Origin of the sequence: Streptomyces sp. NPDC058246, assembly GCF_042881985.1 — a bacterium.
Taxonomy (GTDB): Bacteria; Actinomycetota; Actinomycetes; order Streptomycetales; family Streptomycetaceae; genus Streptomyces.
Genome location: NZ_JBHVWZ010000001.1, coordinates 1 through 18,174 on the forward strand (window position 1 = coordinate 1; position 18,174 = coordinate 18,174).

15 protein-coding genes are annotated in these 18,174 nt (G+C 70.1%); 7 read left to right on the forward strand and 8 right to left on the reverse strand.

All coding sequences use genetic code 11. The features are described 5' to 3' along the window. Positions 1 to 141 precede the first annotated feature (141 nt). Positions 142 to 1,680 carry an MFS transporter gene (locus tag ACFVXA_RS00005; protein WP_362015593.1) on the reverse strand — a complete coding sequence of 513 codons (1,539 nt, stop codon included), beginning with the start codon at positions 1,678 to 1,680 and terminating at the stop codon, positions 142 to 144. A gap of 86 nt (positions 1,681 to 1,766) precedes the next feature. Between ACFVXA_RS00005 and ACFVXA_RS00010 the strand changes: the two genes are divergently transcribed. Beyond that, positions 1,767 to 2,180 (forward strand): MarR family transcriptional regulator, encoded by a 414-nt coding sequence (locus tag ACFVXA_RS00010; RefSeq protein WP_362015596.1) that lies wholly within the window; start codon positions 1,767 to 1,769, stop codon positions 2,178 to 2,180. Between the two features lie 135 nt (positions 2,181 to 2,315). Here the strand turns inward: ACFVXA_RS00010 and ACFVXA_RS00015 are convergent, their stop codons facing one another. After that, complete coding sequence (locus ACFVXA_RS00015; protein ID WP_390023144.1) at positions 2,316 to 3,086, reverse strand: maleylpyruvate isomerase family mycothiol-dependent enzyme; 771 nt, start codon at positions 3,084 to 3,086, stop codon at positions 2,316 to 2,318. Between the two features lie 138 nt (positions 3,087 to 3,224). Here ACFVXA_RS00015 and ACFVXA_RS00020 point away from each other — a divergent pair, with 138 nt between their 5' ends. Further along, positions 3,225 to 3,407 (forward strand): hypothetical protein, encoded by a 183-nt coding sequence (locus ACFVXA_RS00020; protein ID WP_390023146.1) that lies wholly within the window; start codon positions 3,225 to 3,227, stop codon positions 3,405 to 3,407. A gap of 77 nt (positions 3,408 to 3,484) precedes the next feature. Here the strand turns inward: ACFVXA_RS00020 and ACFVXA_RS00025 are convergent, their stop codons facing one another. Further along, the gene (locus ACFVXA_RS00025; RefSeq protein ID WP_362015604.1) at positions 3,485 to 4,045 is read right to left on the reverse strand and encodes an NAD(P)H-dependent oxidoreductase; all 561 of its coding nucleotides are present in this window, start codon (positions 4,043 to 4,045) and stop codon (positions 3,485 to 3,487) included. Positions 4,046 to 4,164: 119 nt separating this feature from the next. Here ACFVXA_RS00025 and ACFVXA_RS00030 point away from each other — a divergent pair, with 119 nt between their 5' ends. Then, a complete protein-coding gene (locus ACFVXA_RS00030) occupies positions 4,165 to 4,620 on the forward strand; it encodes a MarR family transcriptional regulator (RefSeq protein WP_362015607.1) in 456 nt (151 codons plus the stop codon). 27 nt (positions 4,621 to 4,647) lie between these two features. Continuing rightward, complete coding sequence (locus tag ACFVXA_RS00035; protein WP_390023148.1) at positions 4,648 to 5,712, forward strand: LLM class flavin-dependent oxidoreductase; 1,065 nt, start codon at positions 4,648 to 4,650, stop codon at positions 5,710 to 5,712. 217 nt (positions 5,713 to 5,929) lie between these two features. On the opposite strand, the gene ACFVXA_RS00040 is transcribed toward ACFVXA_RS00035, so the two are convergent. Beyond that, entirely contained in the window at positions 5,930 to 10,219 is a 4,290-nt protein-coding gene (locus tag ACFVXA_RS00040; RefSeq protein WP_390023150.1) for a discoidin domain-containing protein, read from the reverse strand. 301 nt (positions 10,220 to 10,520) lie between these two features. Here ACFVXA_RS00040 and ACFVXA_RS00045 point away from each other — a divergent pair, with 301 nt between their 5' ends. Next, on the forward strand, positions 10,521 to 11,996 hold the full coding sequence (locus ACFVXA_RS00045) for a TIGR00366 family protein (RefSeq protein ID WP_362015614.1): 1,476 nt from the start codon (positions 10,521 to 10,523) through the stop codon (positions 11,994 to 11,996). 54 nt (positions 11,997 to 12,050) lie between these two features. Then, positions 12,051 to 12,662 carry a TetR/AcrR family transcriptional regulator gene (locus tag ACFVXA_RS00050; RefSeq protein ID WP_390023152.1) on the forward strand — a complete coding sequence of 204 codons (612 nt, stop codon included), beginning with the start codon at positions 12,051 to 12,053 and terminating at the stop codon, positions 12,660 to 12,662. 85 nt (positions 12,663 to 12,747) lie between these two features. Here ACFVXA_RS00050 and ACFVXA_RS00055 read toward each other — a convergent pair whose 3' ends face one another. The 3 genes from ACFVXA_RS00055 to ACFVXA_RS00065 are packed head-to-tail and all read right to left on the reverse strand — an operon-like array spanning position 12,748 to position 16,216. Continuing rightward, the gene (locus ACFVXA_RS00055; protein ID WP_383735510.1) at positions 12,748 to 13,281 is read right to left on the reverse strand and encodes a VOC family protein; all 534 of its coding nucleotides are present in this window, start codon (positions 13,279 to 13,281) and stop codon (positions 12,748 to 12,750) included. Next, on the reverse strand, positions 13,278 to 14,582 hold the full coding sequence (locus tag ACFVXA_RS00060; protein WP_390023156.1) for an amidohydrolase family protein: 1,305 nt from the start codon (positions 14,580 to 14,582) through the stop codon (positions 13,278 to 13,280). The genes ACFVXA_RS00055 and ACFVXA_RS00060 overlap by 4 nt, the downstream gene beginning before the upstream one ends. 35 nt (positions 14,583 to 14,617) lie before the next feature. Next, complete coding sequence (locus ACFVXA_RS00065) at positions 14,618 to 16,216, reverse strand: FAD-dependent monooxygenase (protein WP_390023159.1); 1,599 nt, start codon at positions 16,214 to 16,216, stop codon at positions 14,618 to 14,620. A gap of 252 nt (positions 16,217 to 16,468) precedes the next feature. On the opposite strand from ACFVXA_RS00065, the gene ACFVXA_RS00070 reads away from it, so the two are divergent. Next, positions 16,469 to 16,612, forward strand: coding sequence for a hypothetical protein (locus ACFVXA_RS00070; protein ID WP_390023162.1), 144 nt, complete (start codon positions 16,469 to 16,471; stop codon positions 16,610 to 16,612). A gap of 130 nt (positions 16,613 to 16,742) precedes the next feature. Here ACFVXA_RS00070 and ACFVXA_RS00075 read toward each other — a convergent pair whose 3' ends face one another. Next, a complete protein-coding gene (locus tag ACFVXA_RS00075; RefSeq protein ID WP_390023518.1) occupies positions 16,743 to 17,948 on the reverse strand; it encodes an MFS transporter in 1,206 nt (401 codons plus the stop codon). Positions 17,949 to 18,174 lie beyond the last annotated feature (226 nt).

The window sequence follows — 18,174 nt, forward strand, 5'->3', positions numbered from 1 at the left end:
CCGTCGTTCGCTACGACGGGACCGCCGCCACTGTGCGGCCTGGCCGGATCCGCCTCGCGGCCGCTGTCATCAGGACCGCGGGGCGTTGCGACGGGTGTCCTGGACGGTGTCGCCGCCGGACTTCGGCCCACGGGAGAAGGTCTAGTCGCGGACCGCCACGCGCTCCGCCGCCGTCTCCTCCGCCTGGCCCTGCTGGCCCTGCCGGACCTCCTGGACTTCCTGGCCCTCCCGGTGCCCCTGGAGGGACTTGGCGACGACTACGGACTGCTGCGTACGTCGTGTCCGCAGACCCGGGAGCGTGATCAGCAGACCCGCGAGGGCGATGCACGTCACCACGATCAGGCCTGGCCGGTAGCTGTCGAGGACGGCCTGGGGTGAGGAGCCCTCGGAGGAGTTCGCGGTCACGACCGCCGTCACGACGGCCAGGAAGATCGCGCCGCCGACCTGGACCGAGGTGTTGAGCAGACCGGACACCATGCCCTGCTCATGGTCGTCCACGCCGTTGGTGGCCTGGATGTTGAGCGAGGGGAAGACCAGCGCGCAGGCCGCGCCGATCAGCAGCATGGTCGGCAGGATGACCGCCGCGTACACCGGGTCGAGGTCGACGCGCAGGAAGAGCGCGTACCCGACGACCATCAGCGCGAAGCCCACCGCGATGAGCCGCGGGGTCCCGAACCGGTCCACCACGGCCCCCACCTTGGTGGAGGAGAGCGCGACCAGTGCGCCCGCCGGCAGGAAGGCGAGTGCGGTGTGCAGGGCCGACCAGCCCAGCAGCGACTGCATGTACAGCGTCACCAGGAACTGGAATCCGACGTACGAGCCGAAGAACGCCATCGCCCCGAGCTGGGCCCGGATCTGGCTGCCGGAGCGCAGCACTCCCAGCCGGATCAGCGGGCTCGGGCTGCGTCGCTCGACGGCCACGAAGACGGTGAGGAGTACGGCGACGGCGAGGAAGGAGAGCAGGGTGCGGGCCGAGCCCCAGCCGACCTCGGGTGCCTGGACGACGGTGAAGACGAGCAGCAGCATCGAGGCGGTACCGAGGACGGCGCCCGGGATGTCGTAACCGCGGTGGTCCTTCTCGCGCTCGCTGCGCGGGATGAGCCGCAGACCCGCGAGCAGCGCGAGGACCGCGATGGGCGCGGGCAGCAGCATGGTCAGCCGCCAACTCGCCTCGGTGAGCAGGCCGGACAGCACGAGGCCCATCGAGAAACCGGTGGCCGCGCAGGTGGTGTAGATCGAGAGCGCCCGGTTGCGCAGCGGGCCCTCGGCGAAGGTAGTGGTGATGATCGACAGGCCCGCGGGCGCGGTGAACGCGGCGCTGAGGCCCTTGATGAAGCGGCTGGCGATCAGCAGCGGGCCCGAGTCGACGAGCCCGCCGAGCAGCGAGGCGAGTGCGAAGACGCCCAGGGCCACCAGGAAGACCTGGCGGCGGCCCAGCAGGTCTGCGGTGCGTCCGCCGAGGAGGAGCAGTCCGCCGTATCCCAGAATGTAGCCGCTGACGATCCATTGGAGCGTCGAGGTGGAGAGATCGAGTTCGGAGCCGATGGACGGCAGGGCGACGCCGACCATCGACACATCCAGCGCGTCGAGGAACATCGCGGCGCAGAGCACCAGCAGGGTGCCCCACAGCCGAGGGGTCCAGCGTCCCTGGGACGCGGGGTGGGTGAGCGGAGAGGTCATGACCCGAGAGACTACATGCGCATGCATTCAATGCAAATGCATTTAATTCCGATGCAACAAAGCCGATTCTTTGCTACGGTGCGCCCATGGCGGCGAAGAAGGCCGAGCAAGGGCTCGTGAACCAGTGGCGCGACATCCTCGCGGTGCATGCGCGCACCCTCTGCGAGCTCGACCGCGAGCTGCACCGACACGGCCTCGGCGCCAGTGACTTCGAGGTGCTGGACGTGCTGGCCGAGGGCTCCGCGTCGGACGGCGATCCCTCGTACCGCGTCCAGGAGATCTCCGAGCGCGTGCATCTGAGCCAGAGCGCGCTGTCCCGGCTGATCGGTCGCCTGGAGAAGGACGGTCTCGTCACGCGCGGGATGTGCGCGGAGGACCGGCGGGGCGTACGGGTGTGCCTCACGCCGAAGGGGCGCGAGCTGCACGGCGCGGTGCTGCCCGTGCAGCGCGCGGTGCTGACGCGGATGCTGGCGGGCGACGCCGCGTCGGCGTCCGAATAACCGGGCTCGGTCCGCTCGGGCTCCCCCTCGCGCAGCGCCTCGCGGCCGTGGCCGGACGACGGCTCGACGACGTCCGCCCCGGGGCGACACCCACCCCGGGGCCTCGGCTCAGCGGCTTTCCGCTCCCGGTTCCGCTCAGCTCCAGGTCACCCCGGCGTTCTCCCGCCACAGCGCGGCCAGCGAGGCGTCACCCGTCACGGTCGGGAACGGCACGCGGTTCCACAGCGCGAGGTAGAGCCGCGCGGCCGGTCCGGCGAGTTCGCAGTGCGCCTCTGCCCACTCGTTCCGCCCGTTGCGTGGTCCCTCGCGTGGCACTTCCCGTTCGGTGACGGGCGGCTGCGACGACAGCCGTACGGTCCACACCGCGTCCGTATCCGTGGTCCGCACCCGCAGGACGCTTGGGTCCTCCGTCCGCAGCCTGCTCTTCGGGCGCGCGTGGAAGCCGTGCAGCAGCTCGTCGATCCCGTCCACGGCGAAGTCCGTGGCCACAGCGGTCGGTTCGGCGCCGAGCGCCGACTCGGCGTCGACCCGGTGCACGGTCGTCTCGTGGGCCTGCCGCCGCGCCCAGAAGGCGAGCGGGGAGGGGGCGGGGAGGAAACTCCAGCACTCCACCTCCGGCGAGGCGTCGGCCAGCGTGTCGACGAGCCGCCGGTGGCCGTCCCGGAACCAGGCCAGCAGTTCGGCGCCGTCGAGATCGGGCAGACCGCTGTCGGGGTGGTACGAGGTGTACTTCTCGGTGACGAAGGCGGCGGCCCACCGGTGCACCATGCCCGTGTGCCGCACGACGTCCCGCACCTGCCAGCCGGGGCACGTCGGCACTTTGGCGCCTGACCCGGCCTCCTCGGCCGCGGCCGCCAGTAGCCGGCCCTCCCTGTCCAGGGTTTCCACGAACTCCGGAATCTTCATACGGTGAGTGTGCCGGATGGAGTGCGCCCCAGGGCAGGATGACCGGCGCCTCACTGTCACGCAGGGCCCCCCTGGGGAGGCCCATCGCCGTCGAGTCCGCGACGCCCCAGCCCGGGGGAAGGCCGCTGTCGTGACCGCGTGACCGCGTGGCCCGGCCGGCCGGTGATCCACGAGATCAACAATTCGCTCCGGCTACGGGAGTTGAGGCACCGCTACGGCCGTCCGGTCACCTGGGGCGAGGTGCCCGCGGCAGCCTGGGACGAGGTCGTCCTGCCCGGCGTCGACGCGGTCTGGCTGGAGGTGAGGCGCGTCAGTGCGTGAGGTGAGGCGTGTCGGTGCGTGAGGTGAGGCGTGTCGGTGCGTGAGGTGAGGCGCGTCGGTGCGTGAGGTGAGGCGCGTCAGGCGGCACGCAGGGGTGCCAGCGCCCCGCTCCACGCCACGACCTGGTCCAGCGTGGTGGTGAGTGCCTCGCGCTGGAAGTCGCTGGGCTTGAAGACGCTGAAGTTCTCGAAGTCGGTGAACAGGGACAGGGCGACCTGGGAGCGGACGTCGGCCATCTGGAGTTCGCCCGCGATGAGGCGCAGGTGCTCCACGGCGCGGGTGCCACCGGCCGAGCCGTAGCTCACGAACCCGACGGCCTTGTTGTTCCACTCCGCGTAGAGGAAGTCGATGGCGTTCTTCAGCGCACCGGAGGTGGAGTGGTTGTACTCCGGTGTCACCATCACGAAGCCGTCGAACGAGGCGATCTTGGCAGCCCAGTTCAGGGTGTGCGGTTGCGAGTACTGGCCCAATGACGGCGGGTACGCCTCGTCGAGGTGGGGGAGCTTGTAGTCGAGCAGGTCGATGAGCTCGAACTCGGCGTCCGTGCGCTGCGCGGCGACCTCGTGCACCCAACGCGCGACGGCCTCACCGTTGCGTCCGGGGCGGGTGCTGCCGAGGATGATTCCTATCCTGGTCATGATGTGTCTCCGTAGCCGGTCGTGGTGATCTTCAGGTCGCAAGCCGTTCCCTCAGGAATTACTTGCCACGTCAAGTAACCCATTTTGTCCTTGCTTCGTCAAGCAAGTAAGGTGGGCGCATGTCCAGCACCGAGAAGTCACTTCAGCCCATGAGCGCGGACGAGGAGGCGCTGGTGCGCGAGCTCGGCCGGGTGATGCTCGTGCTGCCGCGCGTGATCGACGCCGACATGATGCGTGAGCAGCACCTGCCGCTCTCCGAGTACACGACCCTCATGCATCTGTCGGAGGCCCCGCACCGGCGTATGCGCATGAGTGAACTCGCCAATGTCTCCAACCTCTCGCTGAGTGGGATGACCCGCATCGTCACCCGCCTGGAGAAGCGGGGACTGGTCGAGCGGAGCAGGTGTGACGAGGACGCCCGCGGGTGGAACGCCGTCCTCACCGACATGGGCCTCGCCCGGCTGGAGGAGGCGTGGCCCGCCCATCTGGCCAGTGTCCGGCACCACGTCCTCGACCACGTGGACGGTGCCGATCTGACCCGGCTGGTCGACGTACTGCGCCGCGTCGCGACGTGACGCGGCCGGCGATCCAAGGAGTACGAGATGAACCGTCCTTCGCTCGAGCCCACCAGCGGTGCCGCCGTCTCGCTCGGCCTCGACACGTTCGGGGACGTGACGAACGACGCCGAGGGCAAGCCGTTGTCGCACGGTCAGGCCATCCGCCGGCTGGTCGAGGAGGGCGTCCTCGCCGACCGGGTCGGTGTGGACCACTTCGGCATCGGCGAGCACCACACCGACTCGATGCCGCTGTCGGCCGCCGACGTCGTCCTCGCGGCCATCGCCTCGCAGACCTCGCACATCCGGCTCGGCTCGGCGGTGACGGTGATCAGCTCCGACGATCCCGTCCGTGTCTTCCAGCGCTATGCCACCCTCGACGCCGTGTCCGGCGGCCGGGCCGAGGTGATCCTCGGGAGGGGATCGAGCACCGAGTCCTTCCCGCTGTTCGGCTATGACCTGAACGACTACGAGCAGCTCTTCGAGGAGAAGGTCGAGCTTTTCGCCGAACTGCTCAAGGAAAAGCCGGTCACCTGGTCCGGCGACACCCGCCCCTCCCTCGACGGCGTCTCCGTCTACCCGCACAGCGAGACGGGATCGATACCGACCTGGATCGGCGTCGGTGGCAGCCCGCAGTCGGTCGTGCGGACCGCCCGCTACGGGTTCTCGCTGATGCTGGCGATCATCGGGGGCGACATCGCCCGTTTCGCGCCCTTCTCCCAGCTGTTCCAGCAGGCGCTGCACCAGTTCGGACACCCCCGGCGGCCCGTCGGCGTCCACGCGCCCGGGCATGTCGCCGCCACCGACGAGCAGGCGTTGGAGGAGTTCCTGCCAGCGTTCGAAGACGTGATCCGCGGCGTGTCCCGGCAGCGGGGCTTCCGCACCCCCACCCGGGAGAGCCTCATGCGCGATGTCGGCCCCGGCGGCGCGCTGCACGTGGGATCCCCCGAAACCGTGGCCCGGAAGATCACGGAAACGCTCAAGAGCCTCGACGCGACCCGCTTCGACCTCAAATACGGGATCACCGGAATGCCCCACCACGCGCTCATGACCAACATCGAGCTGTACGGCACGAAGGTGGCACCGCTGGTGCGCGAGATGCTGGGCGCCTGACTCCCCGGCCGAGGGCCGGCCGGGGGGCCGGTCCAGCCGTGGATCGTCCGAGAGGCCGGCCGTCAGCGGTGGCGCGGGTCTGATCCGCTCGTCCACCGTGCCGAGCCGGGCGGTCCGGTCCGTCCGCCGAGCTGCCCGGCTCTGCCGACAAGCCTGGGTGACGGGCGCCGAAGCCCCCGCCACCCAAGCCTGCCGATGCCTCAGAGCGCGCGATGCGCTAGGGCAGCAGGTTGATCTTGAAGGTGGACGTCGTGTTCTTCACGTCCTGTGCGTTGTCGCTCAACTTCAGGTTGTGGAAGGTGACTTCACCGACCGCGGGACCCTGTCCCGCCTCCGGCATCTCGTTGGCCCACAGACCGAAGCCGGACTTCGCGTCGTACGCGTCGCCACTCTTGTGCGCCCCGGAGATCGTCACGTCCGTGAGGATGGTGTCCTTGATCGGGAACTGTGGCTGTCCTCCCACGTAGTTGGTCTGGAACATGATGCCGCTGTACGTCGGATCGACGATGTCGACGTTGTTGACGCGGATCCCCTGGAAGACCTTCGAGGCGGAGAACATCCAGATGCCGGGGAAGGTCTGCCCACCCCAGAAGTGACCGCCCGCGCGAACGATCGAGATGTTCTCCAGGGTCGTCGGATCCGTGCCGAAGCCGTTCATCGGGTAGCCGAAGTCCAGCGAACTGACGGTGATGCCCGAGTAGACGAGGGTGTCGGCGATGTGGATGTTGCGGAAGGTGTTGTTGTAGCCGCCGTAGACGGCGATACCCGCCGCGCGCCACGTCAGGAGCGACGTGAGGTTCTCGTAGACGTTGTTCTTCTCGTCGGCCCCGCCCGCGTCGATCGCGGAGAACAGCGCGAAGCTGTCGTCGCCGGTCGCCCGCGCCTCGTTGTTGACGACGTGGTTGTCCGTGCTGCCGTTGGTCATGTTGATGCCGTCGGCGAACATGTCGCGGATCCGCGAGTTCTTGATGGTGATGCTGTCGGTGTTGGCGCCCCAGTAGAGGCACACCATGTGCTCGTTCCAGATGTTGTCGATGGTGATGTCGGAGACGTTGGAGAAGTCGAACACCTTGCCCGGCCCGTCGATGCGCGAGGTGTAGTTGCCGAAGTACGAGAAGTTCGTGAACGACGACCCCTTGGCACTGGCCTCGGCCCGGAAGCCGATGTCGGTGTTCTCCTGCGAGGACGGCGCGTGGAACCGCGTGTACCAGGGTCCGGCGCCGACCACCTTGACGGCCTTGCCGTACACCTGGAACTTGCTCGACGTCTCGTAGTCACCGGCCGGCAGGTAGACCCCGACGAGCTTGCCCGTCGTGTCCATGCGCACCTTGTCGAGCGCGTTCTGCACGTCCTGCTGCGAGAATCCGGCCGGCACCGTGTACGTCGCCGGATCCGGGTTGGGGACGGCCGACACCTGCTCCAGGCTCACGAAGTCGATCGCGTACTTGGAGTCGTTGGCGGCGTCCTTCTGGAGGCGGATCTTGCTGCCGGACGGGACGGTCTGGCCGAGCATCACGTTCGCCTCGTCGTAGATGTGCCGTGGTGAGCCCGAGCCCGGCGAGTTGCCAGGACCGGTCTCCGCCCCGTACAGCCAGGCGTACTTGGACGTCAGGTCGATGGCCTTGAGGAACTTGCCGTCGACGTAGATGTTCAGCGTGGAGTTCGTCCCGCCGCCGCCCGCGGAGTCCGGGATGGAGAAGCGGGTCACCAGGGTGTTGGTGCTGGCCTTGGTGGTCCATTCCACGTAGTTGCCGGTGCTGTTGAGCGTCACCGCCTTGCGGCCGGAGGCCTCGCCGGCGATGTCGCCGACGGTGCGGTTGGGCCCGACGGTCTGCGCGCCGCCGCCCACGGTGCCGTCCTCGGCCTCGTACATGTCGTACGGCATGTTGGCGCCGCGGCCGACGAACAGCGGCAGACTGCTGGTGTTGTTGTCGCGCTTGACCGCCAGTTCGTTGGCGTCGGGGTCGATCACCGTCTTCACGGTGAACTTGCCCTTGCCCGCGGTCCATGTGCCGAGGTTCACCGGGGAGGCGGTGTCACCCGCCGCGATCGCGCCGTTGTAGGCGCCCGTGAGCGTCTTCACCGTCGCACCCGAGGAGTCGAGCACGGTGAGGGTGATGCCGTGGCTGCCGCCCGCGGTGGCCACCGTGCCCTGGTTCTTGAGGGTGACGGAGAAGGTGACCGTGTCGCCCTCGGCGGGCGCGCTGGGCGACCAGCCGACCGGTGCGGCCACCAGGTCCGAGCTGGAAACGGGCTTGATGACGAGGGAGGTCGGGCTGGTGTAGGAGTTGTTTCCCTCGTTCTGCTCGATGACCTTGTTGCTCGGGTCGACGAGGGCGCTCACCTGGTAGGTCCCGGCGTCGTGGGTGCCGACGTCGGCGGTGACCGTCGCCGAGGCACCGGCCGCGAGGGCGCCGACGGAGGCGGTGCCCACCTTCTTGCCGCCGAGCTGGAACTCGACGTCGGTGGCGTCCGAGGCGTCCGTGCCCGTGTTGCGCACGGTCGCGGTCAGCTTCACGGCGTCGGACTCGACGGGGCTCGCCGGCGCCGAGGTGATGCCGCTGACCTGGAGGTCCGGGTTCGGGGCGGGCTTGCCCAGCACCTGGAACTCGGCGACCTGACCGGCGGGCGCCCCCGAGTTGGCGGTGAACACCAGCTGGACGTCCGCGATCCGGCCCGAGACGGCGATCCGCACCGTGTTCCCGCTCGCCGGGTCGAACGTGTAGTCCTTCGCGTCGACCAGGCTGGTGAACGATGTCGCCTTCTGCTCCCGGCCGAGAACCTGGATCTTCTGGGTCCGGGTGGACCAGGAGGCGTCCGGATTCAGCTTCAGCACCACGGTGTTGACGTCGGCGTTGGCGCCGAGCTTGACGGTCAGGCTGTTCGGATAGCTGCCTCCGCCGCCCTCCCAGTAGGTGCTGGTCTTGTCGTCGTTCGCGTTCTCCGCGACGAACGTGTAGACCGTCGACGACGCCGTGATCGGCTTGCCGACGGCCAGGTTCGCGTCGTCACTCGTGGAGCCCGTGCGTGTGACGGAGTTGCTGTTCGCGGACACGTTGCCCGCCGCGTCCTTGGCCCGCACGTAGTACGTCACCGTCGCCGAGGTGGGCTGGCTGTCGGTGTACGTCGTGACGTCACCGGCGACACTCTGGCGCAGGGTGCCGTTGGCGTACACGTCGTAGCCGGTGACCTTGACGTTGTCCGTCGACGCCTGCCAGGTGAGCTTGACCTGACCGCTGGTGGCCTCGGTGAAGGCCAGGTTGGCGGGTGCGGTCGGGGCCTGGGTGTCGCCCCCGTCGCCCTTGCGGGTGACGGTGTTGCTGTTGGCGGACTGGTTGCCCGCCGCGTCCTTGGCCCGCACGTAGTAGGCGACGGTCGCCGACGCGGGCTGGGTGTCGGTGTACGTGGTCACGGCACCGTCGACGGAGGTCCGCAGCTCCCCGTTGGCGTAGATGTCGTAGCCGGTGACCTTCACGTTGTCCGTGGCGGCCGTCCAGGTCAGCTTGATCTGACCGGTGGCGGGTTCCGTGTAGGCGAGGTTGGTGGGCGCGGTCGGGGCCTCGGTGTCACCCGTGGTGGGCCCGTACACCTCCAACTCCGACAGCTGACCCGCCGGCTGGCCGGTGTTGGCGCTCACCAGTACGCGCACGTACCGCGTGGTGGTGGCGTTGAAGGTCAGCGTCTGCGACTGGTCGTTCGCCGCGTTGAAGTCGTAGGCCTTCGAGGCGGTGATGTCGCTGAAGTCGGAACCGTTCGTGCTGCCCTGGAGCGTGAGGGTCTGCGTCCGCGCGCCCCAGTTCGTCGGCAGACGCAGTACCACCCGGTCGACGCGCACGGAGGACCCGAGGTCGACCTGGACCCACTGCGGGAGCGCGTCATTCTTGCTCTCCCAGTAGCTGGCGCGGTTGCCGTCACCCGCGTTCGCGGCGACGTACGTCTGGGTGGAGCTGCTCGCCGAGAACTGTTTGCCGGCGGCCAGATTCCCGGAGGAGTCGGTCGCGCCATGCACTTCCAGCTCGGAGAGCTGCGCGGCGGCCCAGCCGGTGTTCGCGGTGATGTTGACGCGGACATAGCGGGTCTGGGTGGCCGGGAACGAGATGGTCACCGTGTTGCCCGCGCTCGGCGTGAAGGCGTACGCCGCCGAGGACTTGAGGGTGTCGAAGCTCGTGCCGTCGGCGCTGCCCTGCACGGCGAGGGTCTGGTTCCTGCTCTCCCAGGCGCCCGGGAGCTTCAGCACCACCTCGTCCACGCGGGCCGACGTGCCGAGGTCGGCCTGCACCCACTGGGGGAAGTTCGATCCCGAACTCTCCCAGTACGTACCGGAGTTGCCGTCGGTGATGTTCGGTGCGCCGTAGTCCGGCTTGGAGCTGCTCGCCGTGGCGGTCTTGCCCGCGGCGAGGTTCGGACCGCCGGCCGCGGTCGCGGTCAGTGCCGGAAGTCCTATGAGAGCCAGTGCGGTGGTCAGCAGAGCGGCCAGCAAACGGCCTCTCCAGCGATGTCTGGACATGCGTCTCCTGCCCCTGAGCGGCGTCCCGTCGATAGGGAGTCGATGAGGAAAAGGTGCGAAGGTGCGCGAGAGCCTGAGGGTCTGTTTTTTGCGCTCAGTTGTCGAAGAGTTGCATGGTGATGTTGTTCAGTCCACAGTCCGCGCAGAGATAGTTACTCGCTGCTGTAGGCGCGAACGCATCGGCCGCCTCGGCGCGCCCCGTCGCGGGTCTTGCTTTTCGGCCCCGGACGGCCCAGGATCCTCGGCACCCGCACACACCTGGAAGTCAAGGTTCCCCCATGCCCCGACAGGAAGGCGGACCATGGCCACGGCGTCCCGACAGGAACCCGACCTGACGCGGAGTGAGGACAACTGGCTGGCGCGGACGGCGCTGCGTTTCACGGCCTTCACCGAGAAGTGGCTGCCCGACGCCCTGGGTTTTGTGCTGGTGGGTACCTTCGCGGTGTTCGTCCTCGGACTGGCCACCGGCGAGAAGCTGTTCGGCGCCCCCGCCGATCCCACGGCGACGAGCGGTTACGGCCTCATCGACGCCTGGGGCCAGGGTTTCTGGTCCCTGATCACCTTCACGCTCCAGATGGCGATGATCATCATTGCGGGGTACGCCGTCGCCGTGTCCCCGCCCGTCGGCCGGCTCATCGCCCGCATCGCCCGGGTGCCGCGCACCCCGCGCGGCGCCATCGCCTTCACCGCGGCCGTCGCCATGGTGACCTCGTATCTGAACTGGGCCTTCAGCCTCATCTTCACGGCGATCCTGGCCAAGGAGATCGCGCGCCGGGTCGCGGGTGTGGACTACCGCGCGCTCGGCGCGATGGCCTTCCTCGGCCTCGGCACGGTCTGGGCCCAGGGCCTGTCGGGCTCGGCGGCACTCCAGGTGGCCAGTGCCGCGTCGAGTCCGCCGGCCGTCCAGAAGGTCATCGCGGAGGGCCGGGGCAGCGGGCTGATCCCACTGACCGACACCATTTTCCTGTGGCAGGGCATCGCGGCGACGGCCATCGTCTTCGTGGTCGCGGTCGGCCTGGCGTGGTTCCTGTCGCCGTCGCCCCAACGCGCCAAGACGGCCGAGCAGTTGGGGATCGAGCTGGGCCCCGGAGTCGCCGAGGAGCGCGCCCGGCCGGGCCGCGGCAGGCCGGGCGAGTGGATCGAGTACAGCCCCGTCTTCGCGATCCTCCTGTTCGCCCTCGGCGTCTGGTATCTGGCCCGCCACTTCGCCAGGGCCGAAGGGGGCGCCCTGAACGCCCTCGACCTGAACACCGTCAACCTCATCCTCATCCTGCTGGCCCTGATCCTGCACTGGCGTCCCGTACGCCTGGCGCAGGCCTTCAAGGACGGCGCGCCCGCGGCCTCCGGTGTACTGCTCCAATTCCCGCTGTACGGCGGCATCTTCGGGATGATCGCGTTCACCGGACTGAGCAGGACCATCGCCGGCTGGCTGGTGTCGGTGTCGAACGAGTACCTCTATCCGGCCTTCATCGCCGTCTACAGCTGTGTCCTTGGCGTCTTCGTGCCGAGCGGCGGCAGCAAATGGGTCATCGAGGCGCCGTACGTCCTGGACGCGGCCAACCAACTCCACGTGAACCAGGGCTGGGTGGTCGTCGTCTACGACCTCGGCGAGGCCAGTGCCAACCTGCTGCAACCCTTCTGGATGCTGCCCACACTCACGATCCTCGGACTCAAGGCACGCGACATCATGGGCTACACCTTCGCGATGTTCCTGGTCTGTTTCCCCCTGGTCCTGATCCTCGTCACGCTGTTCGCCCGTACGCTGACCTTCCCCTGACCGGCGCCACGGCCCCGGTAACGGGAATAATCGTTTTCGTTTAGAGTGGGGGGCATGCCCCGCTTGAGTGAAGAGCGCCGAGAAGAGCGGCGCCGTCACGTCCTGACCAGCGCCTGGAGCTGCTTCTCCCGCAACGGCTTCCACGCCACGACGATGGACGACGTCATCGCCGCCACCGGCATGTCCTCCAGTGCCGTCTACCGGTACTTCCGGAGCAAGGACGAACTCATCGACGCGGCCGCCGACGAGGCCCTGACCCTGCTCCGGGACCTCTTCGGCCGGCTGCTGGAGCAGCAGCCCACTCCGTCGCCGTCCGAAGTCCTGGCGGCGATGGTGGCGGAGATCGGCGAACGCGCCGCACAACCCCGGTACGACCTGACACGGATCGCCATCCAGGCGTGGGGCGAGGCGCTGCGCCGGCCGGATCTGGAGGAGCGTACGCGGTCGTTCTACCGGGATGTGCACCGGATCGTCGCCGAACTGGCGTCCCGGTGGCGGACGGAGGGCCGGGTACCCCCGGAGGCGGACCCCGACGAGATCGCGACGCTGTTGGTCACGCTGATGCCCGGCCTTCTGGTCGGCCGGCACCTGGTCGCGCCGGTCACCGCGGAGCACCTGATCGGGGGTCTGGCCGCCCTCGGCGGTCCCGCTTCCCGGAAAGCGTGACCGTCGGTCAGGCGCCGGGGATGAGCAGTTCACCGCCGGGGCCGGGCCGGGCCGTGCCGGGCCGTACCGCGAGCCGGGCCACGGCTCAGACGGATCGGTCGGTACGGGGCGGGGTGGCGGATTCCCGGTCCGTGACGGAAGTCGGGGCCGCGGGGCCGGTGCTGAGCCACGGCGAGTCGTATGCGACGGCGTCGGGGCCCAGCCCGTGCGGCCGGGCGGTGTACAGACGCAGCCGCAGTCCGTCCGGGTCGGGGATCACCAGGAGCCGGCCCACCAGCCCCACGATCGGCGGCGAATGGCGGATGCCGAGGCGGTCCAGGTGCGCCGTCCACCGGTCCAGAGCGGCGCGGTCCTCGATGGTCAGGGTGAGGAAGTCGTATCCGTCAAGAGCGACGGCGGTCGCCGGGTCCAGGCGCAGTTCCAGGTGCGTGCCGAGACCGGGAACGTCCAGGATGACGGCGAAGAGAGTGCCGTCGGGGCGGCGGTGGTCCAGCTCGGTCAGCCGGCGGGCGCCCAGTACGGCGCCGTACCACCGGGTGCTGCGTTCCAGGTCGGTGACGGGCAGTTTGATGTGGTGGATGCCGCAGTGCGCGGGGACCGGGGAGAGGTTCATGGTCATTGCTGGCCGTCCGTGCCGGCTTGTGCGGTGCGCCGCACGCGGGAGCCGCGGCGCCACACGGTGGCCACCGAGCGCAGCGCCGTGACGTCCCGGGTGGGGTCGCCGTCGACGAGCAGCAGGTCGGCGCGGAGTCCCGGGGCGACGCGTCCGCGGTCGGCCAGACCGAAGGCGGCGGCGGGCGCCGCCGTGGCAGCCGTCAGCGCCTCGGCCGGAGTGAGCCCGGCGGCCACCAGCAGGGCCAACTCGCCGTGGTAGCTGATGCCGTGGGTCGTGGGGTGCCCCGTGCCGCCGGTGCCGTCCGTGCCGGCCAGCAGGGGGACGCCCAGCCGGAACATCCGTACGGCTGCGTCCGCGGCGTGCCGGGAATCCACCCCGATCGGGCCCACGCGCTGCCCCGGATCGCCGGCGCGTACCTGCTCCAGGCCCTTGAGCCACTGCGGATCCGCGTACGGGCGCAGCCTCGGGTCGTCGGCCAGTTCGTACTCCGCCGGAAGACTGGTCATCCCCGTCAGTGCCGTCAGCGTGGGCATCACGAACAGGCCCTGCTCGGCCGCCGCTTCGACGAGTGCGGGATCGGCGGGGCCGTCGGCGGGAGCGTGGGCGAGCCCGTCGACGCCGCAGTCGATCGCCTGCCGTGCCGCCGTACGGGTCAGGGTGTGGGCGACGGTACGCAGGCCACGCTCGTGCGCGGCCCGTACCAGCGCGGTGATCGTCTCCGCGGACATGACGGGCATGGGCCTGCCGATCGCGGTGCCGTCCTCGATGAAGATCTTGAGGTGGTCCGCTCCGTCCGCGACCCGCGCCGCCACGAAGCCGGCCGCGTCCGCCGGCCCGGCGACCGTCGGGAACGGCTCCAGCATGCCCATCTCGACCAGTTGTCCCGGATGGCCGCCCGGAGCGGTGGCGCCGGTGGTGGCGACCCGTACGTCGGCGAGATCGTCGCGCTCGTCGGCCGCCGCGCGGACCCGGCGGGCGGTCGCGGGTGCGCCGCCCATGTCGAGTTCGGTGGTGATGCCGAAGAGCAGGGCCTGCCGCAACTGGGCGACGTCGGTCGTGTGGGTGTGGGAGTCGATCAGGCCGGGCAGCAGCGTGCGGCCGGTGCCGTCGATCACGGTGGCGCCCGCCGGGATCTCCAGGCCGGTGCCGACCGCGGCGATCACGGGCCCGTCGATCAACACGTCCAGCCCTGGGCGCAGTTGGCTGCCGTCGAAGACGGAGACCCGTCGGACGAGAGTGGGCGAGGAGGCGGGAGTCGAAGCGGACGTGGTGGTGGGAGGGGAAGCGGGGGTGGGTGCGGACATGTCCGTGTCTCCTTCGGGCTGAGTGGACGGGCGGTTCATCGCGTGGCGGGCGACGGCAGGTACTCGCGCAGCCGGTCGAGTACGTCGTCGGGGTCGGCCGGGACTCCGCGTGCGGCCAGGTAGCCGTCGGGGCGGACGAGCAGCGTGGCCGGCAGGCTGGGGACATACCGGACGGCGAGGGGGCCGTGCCGGTCGGCGGGATCCTCGTCGGCCGGTGTTCCGCTGCCGTACCGGTCGGCGGGGCGCCCGTCGGAGGAGGCGCCGTGGCCGGGCAGGGCCAGGGTCCAGCGCAGGCCGGACGCGGGGACGGTCAGGGGGGAGATCCGTTCGCCCACGCGCGGGGATCCGTCGGGCGGCTCCTGGGGGCCCCGCGGGGCGGACTCCTGTGTGTAGTCCACGTCGAGCTGGGCGAGCCTGGTGGCGATCCAGTCGGTGACGCCGGGTGCGGTCGCCGCGGCGGCCAGGAGGCCGTTGCGGCGCTGTCCGGCCGCCGTGTCACGCAGGTTGGCCAGCCTGGCGAACTGGCCGGTGAAAGCGACCAGTGCGGCCGCGACCGGGTGCCGCTCCTGGTGATAGCTGTCCAACAGCGCTTCCGGAGCGGCCATGTCGAGCACGGCGTGCAGTTTCCAAGCCAGGTTGCCCGCGTCTTGGATGCCGGTGTTCATACCCTGCCCGCCGGCCGGGCTGTGGGTGTGGGCCGCGTCTCCGGCCAGGAGGACCGGGCCCGCGCGGAAGCGCTCGGCCACCCGTTCCTGGACGCGGTAGGTCGCGGCGGACACGACCTCCGCCACCCGGAGCGCGCCCTTCAGCGGCCCCCGCTCGGACAGCATCCGTTGCACAGCGACGACACCGGGCGCGGTGCCGTCCGGCGCGGCGGGGCTCACAATGCGGTGCTGGTCGTCGGCGAGCGGGGAGAGCAGCAGCATCCCGGAGGAGGACAGGAAGAACGTGGTGTCGTCCCGCGACGCGTCGTCGTACCCGGTGGTCGACGCGTTGCCGGGTCCCGCGCCCGACGGGCTCTCGTCTCCGGAGGCCAGGCGTACGTCGGCGAGCGCGAACAGCTCCTCCGGTGCCTCGCCGGGGAACCCGATGCCCGCCGTCGTACGCACCGCGCTGTGGACGCCGTCGCAGCCGACCAGATAGCGGGCCGAGATCGCCCGCAGCACTCCGTCCGGGCCGGCGACCGTGGCGGCGACACCGGGGAACTGGGCGGCGTGGCCGAGGTAGGTGTGGCTGCGGTACACCCTGCCGCCCAATTCCTCGAGACGGCACAGCAGTTGCTCCTCCGTGGTCTGCTGGGAGGCCAGCAGGACGAAGGGGTAGGGCGTGTCCAGCCCGTCGTAGGGGGCGCGCAGAAGAGTGCGCTCGCGGTCGTGGAGACGGAAGCCACGGCCGCGTTTCCCGGCCCGGATCAGCTCCGGAGTGACGCCGATGCGGTCCAGGTACTCCAGGGCGCCCGGCTGCACGGCGGCCGCCCTGCTCCCTGACCGGGTACCGGGATTCCGGTCGATCAGAACGTGGTCCACACCCAGCCGGCGCAGGCTCGCAGCGAGTGTCAGTCCCGCGGGACCGGAGCCGACGATCAGTACGTCGGTGTGGGTGGGCAGGACCGGGGTGGCTCGTGACGTCGGCATGACACCCTCCTCGTCGTCCGAGAGCGCGACGACGCCCGGGGCGGATCCGGGGCGGATCCGGGGCGGATCCGGTGGGCGGCGGCGCGGTCCGGGTTTCCCGCCGCGGTCGGCCGCCGCTTCCGCCGGTCGGTGCGGCCGGCTCGGGAGGCGTGGAGGGCGGTGGGGCGCCCAAGCGTCAAATCGAAACGATCGTTTTCGTTTCACCGTCGAAGCTAGCACCGGCCGCCGCGTAACGCAAACGCTCGTTTTCGTTTGCGGTGTGGGCGCGTCACCGCCCCGGAACCCACCGTCATCCACAACATCGACAACCTCACGTCCTTCGAGGGCTTCACCGAGGACGAACTGCGCGGCGTGGAACGGGACAACGCGCTCGGCCTGTTCCCCTGTTTCGCCTGACGGCGAGTCCTCCCCAGCAGGCCGCCGGGAGATCCTCGTACTGCCTGTCGGGCCGGGGGAGCGGTCGTGGCTGGAGACGTCGGCGACGAACCGTGCGACGACCTCACCGTCAAGGCCCGCACGGCCGCTGTCAGTTCGCCGTCGCCCGCCGCGTTCCGAACCCGATGACGGCGGCGACCGCCGCCAGCACCGCGACGCTGGTGAGGGCGGCGGGCAGGGAGAACCAGTCCGCCATGAACCCGATGGCGGGCGGACCGAGGAGCATGCCGCCGTAGCCGAGCGTGGAGGCGGTCGCGACGCCGCTGGGACCGGCCAGCGCGCCGGCGCGTTCGACCGCGACCGGGAAGATGTTGGCGAGCCCGAGACCGGTGATCGCGAAGCCGAGCAGGGCCGCCCACACGGAAGGGGCGAGAGCGCCGAGCAGCATGCCGACGGCGGCCGTGCCGCCGCCCGCCACGACGGTCCGGGTCCGGCCGAGGCGTTCCAGCAGGGTCGTTCCGCTGAGCCGGCCGATGGTCATGGCGAGCGCGAAGCACGAGTATCCGGCGGCCGCGACGCCCGGGTGGGCGTCCAGATCCTGTTCCAGGTGCAGCGCGCCCCAGTCGGCCAGGGCTCCTTCGCCGTACGCCGTGCACAGGGCGATCAGTCCGAAGACGATCACCAGTGTGCGGGTGCGGGAGTCCAGGCGGTGCGGGGCGAGCCCTTCCCGCGGTATTCGATCCGCCGGTGCCGGTGCCGGTGCCGGTGCCGGTGCCGGTGTTGGTGCTGGTGCCGGCGGATCGAGGCGCAGCAGGGCGCGCCCCGCGACGGCGGTCACGAGCAGGCCGGTCACGGTGAGTCCGAACAGATGGCGCGCCGGGGAGAGGGATCCGGCGACCAGCCCGCCCAGTCCCGCGCCGACCATCCCGCCCAGGCTGAAGGCGCCGTGGAAGCTGGGCATGATCGGCCGTCGTAGCGCGGCCACCAGGTCGACGGCCGCGCTGTTGAAGGCCACGTTGATCCCGCCGTAGGCCGCCCCGAAGACCAGAAGTACGGCGCCCAGCGCCGGTGCCGAGTGCGTCAGCGGCGGCAGCGCGACGCTGAGGGACAGCAGAACCCCGCAGGCCACCGTCACGGGGTGGCTGCCGAAGCGGCGGCACAGCCGTCCGGTGAGCGTCATCGTGATCACCGCACCGGCGGATACTCCGAGCAGCGCGAGCCCCAGGGCGCTGGCCGAGGCGCCGGTCTGTGCCTTGATGGCGGGGATCCGGACGACCCATCCGGCGAAGATGAAGCCGTCGAGGGCGAAGAAGGCGGTCAGAGCGATGCGGAGGCGGATGAGGTCGTCGCCCGGCACGGCGTTGTGCGATCGGGTTTTGTTTATTTGCGGCACAAACTCAGGCTAGGTGGAGGGCGAGGGCAGGGCAAGCGAGTTGAAACGCCGGTTCAGGGCGGGAGCCGTCGGCCGGTGCCGTGTCTACCTGCGGGAGGTGTCACCCGGTCCGTGCGTTCTCGGTGGGAGGCGTCCACCGGACCGTGCCTTCCTGCGGGAGGCGTCCACCGGTCTGTGCCTTCTCTGCGGG

What these genes read in the sequence shown, in the direction of transcription:
- ACFVXA_RS00005 (WP_362015593.1), bottom strand. Translation starts at nt 1,680, where the DNA reads ATGACCTCTCCGCTCACCCACCCCGCGTCCCAGGGACGCTGGACCCCT.
- ACFVXA_RS00010 (WP_362015596.1), top strand. Translation starts at nt 1,767, where the DNA reads ATGGCGGCGAAGAAGGCCGAGCAAGGGCTCGTGAACCAGTGGCGCGAC.
- ACFVXA_RS00015 (WP_390023144.1), bottom strand. Translation starts at nt 3,086, where the DNA reads ATGAAGATTCCGGAGTTCGTGGAAACCCTGGACAGGGAGGGCCGGCTA.
- ACFVXA_RS00025 (WP_362015604.1), bottom strand. Translation starts at nt 4,045, where the DNA reads ATGACCAGGATAGGAATCATCCTCGGCAGCACCCGCCCCGGACGCAAC.
- ACFVXA_RS00030 (WP_362015607.1), top strand. Translation starts at nt 4,165, where the DNA reads ATGTCCAGCACCGAGAAGTCACTTCAGCCCATGAGCGCGGACGAGGAG.
- ACFVXA_RS00035 (WP_390023148.1), top strand. Translation starts at nt 4,648, where the DNA reads ATGAACCGTCCTTCGCTCGAGCCCACCAGCGGTGCCGCCGTCTCGCTC.
- ACFVXA_RS00040 (WP_390023150.1), bottom strand. Translation starts at nt 10,219, where the DNA reads ATGTCCAGACATCGCTGGAGAGGCCGTTTGCTGGCCGCTCTGCTGACC.
- ACFVXA_RS00045 (WP_362015614.1), top strand. Translation starts at nt 10,521, where the DNA reads ATGGCCACGGCGTCCCGACAGGAACCCGACCTGACGCGGAGTGAGGAC.
- ACFVXA_RS00050 (WP_390023152.1), top strand. Translation starts at nt 12,051, where the DNA reads ATGCCCCGCTTGAGTGAAGAGCGCCGAGAAGAGCGGCGCCGTCACGTC.
- ACFVXA_RS00055 (WP_383735510.1), bottom strand. Translation starts at nt 13,281, where the DNA reads ATGACCATGAACCTCTCCCCGGTCCCCGCGCACTGCGGCATCCACCAC.
- ACFVXA_RS00060 (WP_390023156.1), bottom strand. Translation starts at nt 14,582, where the DNA reads ATGTCCGCACCCACCCCCGCTTCCCCTCCCACCACCACGTCCGCTTCG.
- ACFVXA_RS00065 (WP_390023159.1), bottom strand. Translation starts at nt 16,216, where the DNA reads ATGCCGACGTCACGAGCCACCCCGGTCCTGCCCACCCACACCGACGTA.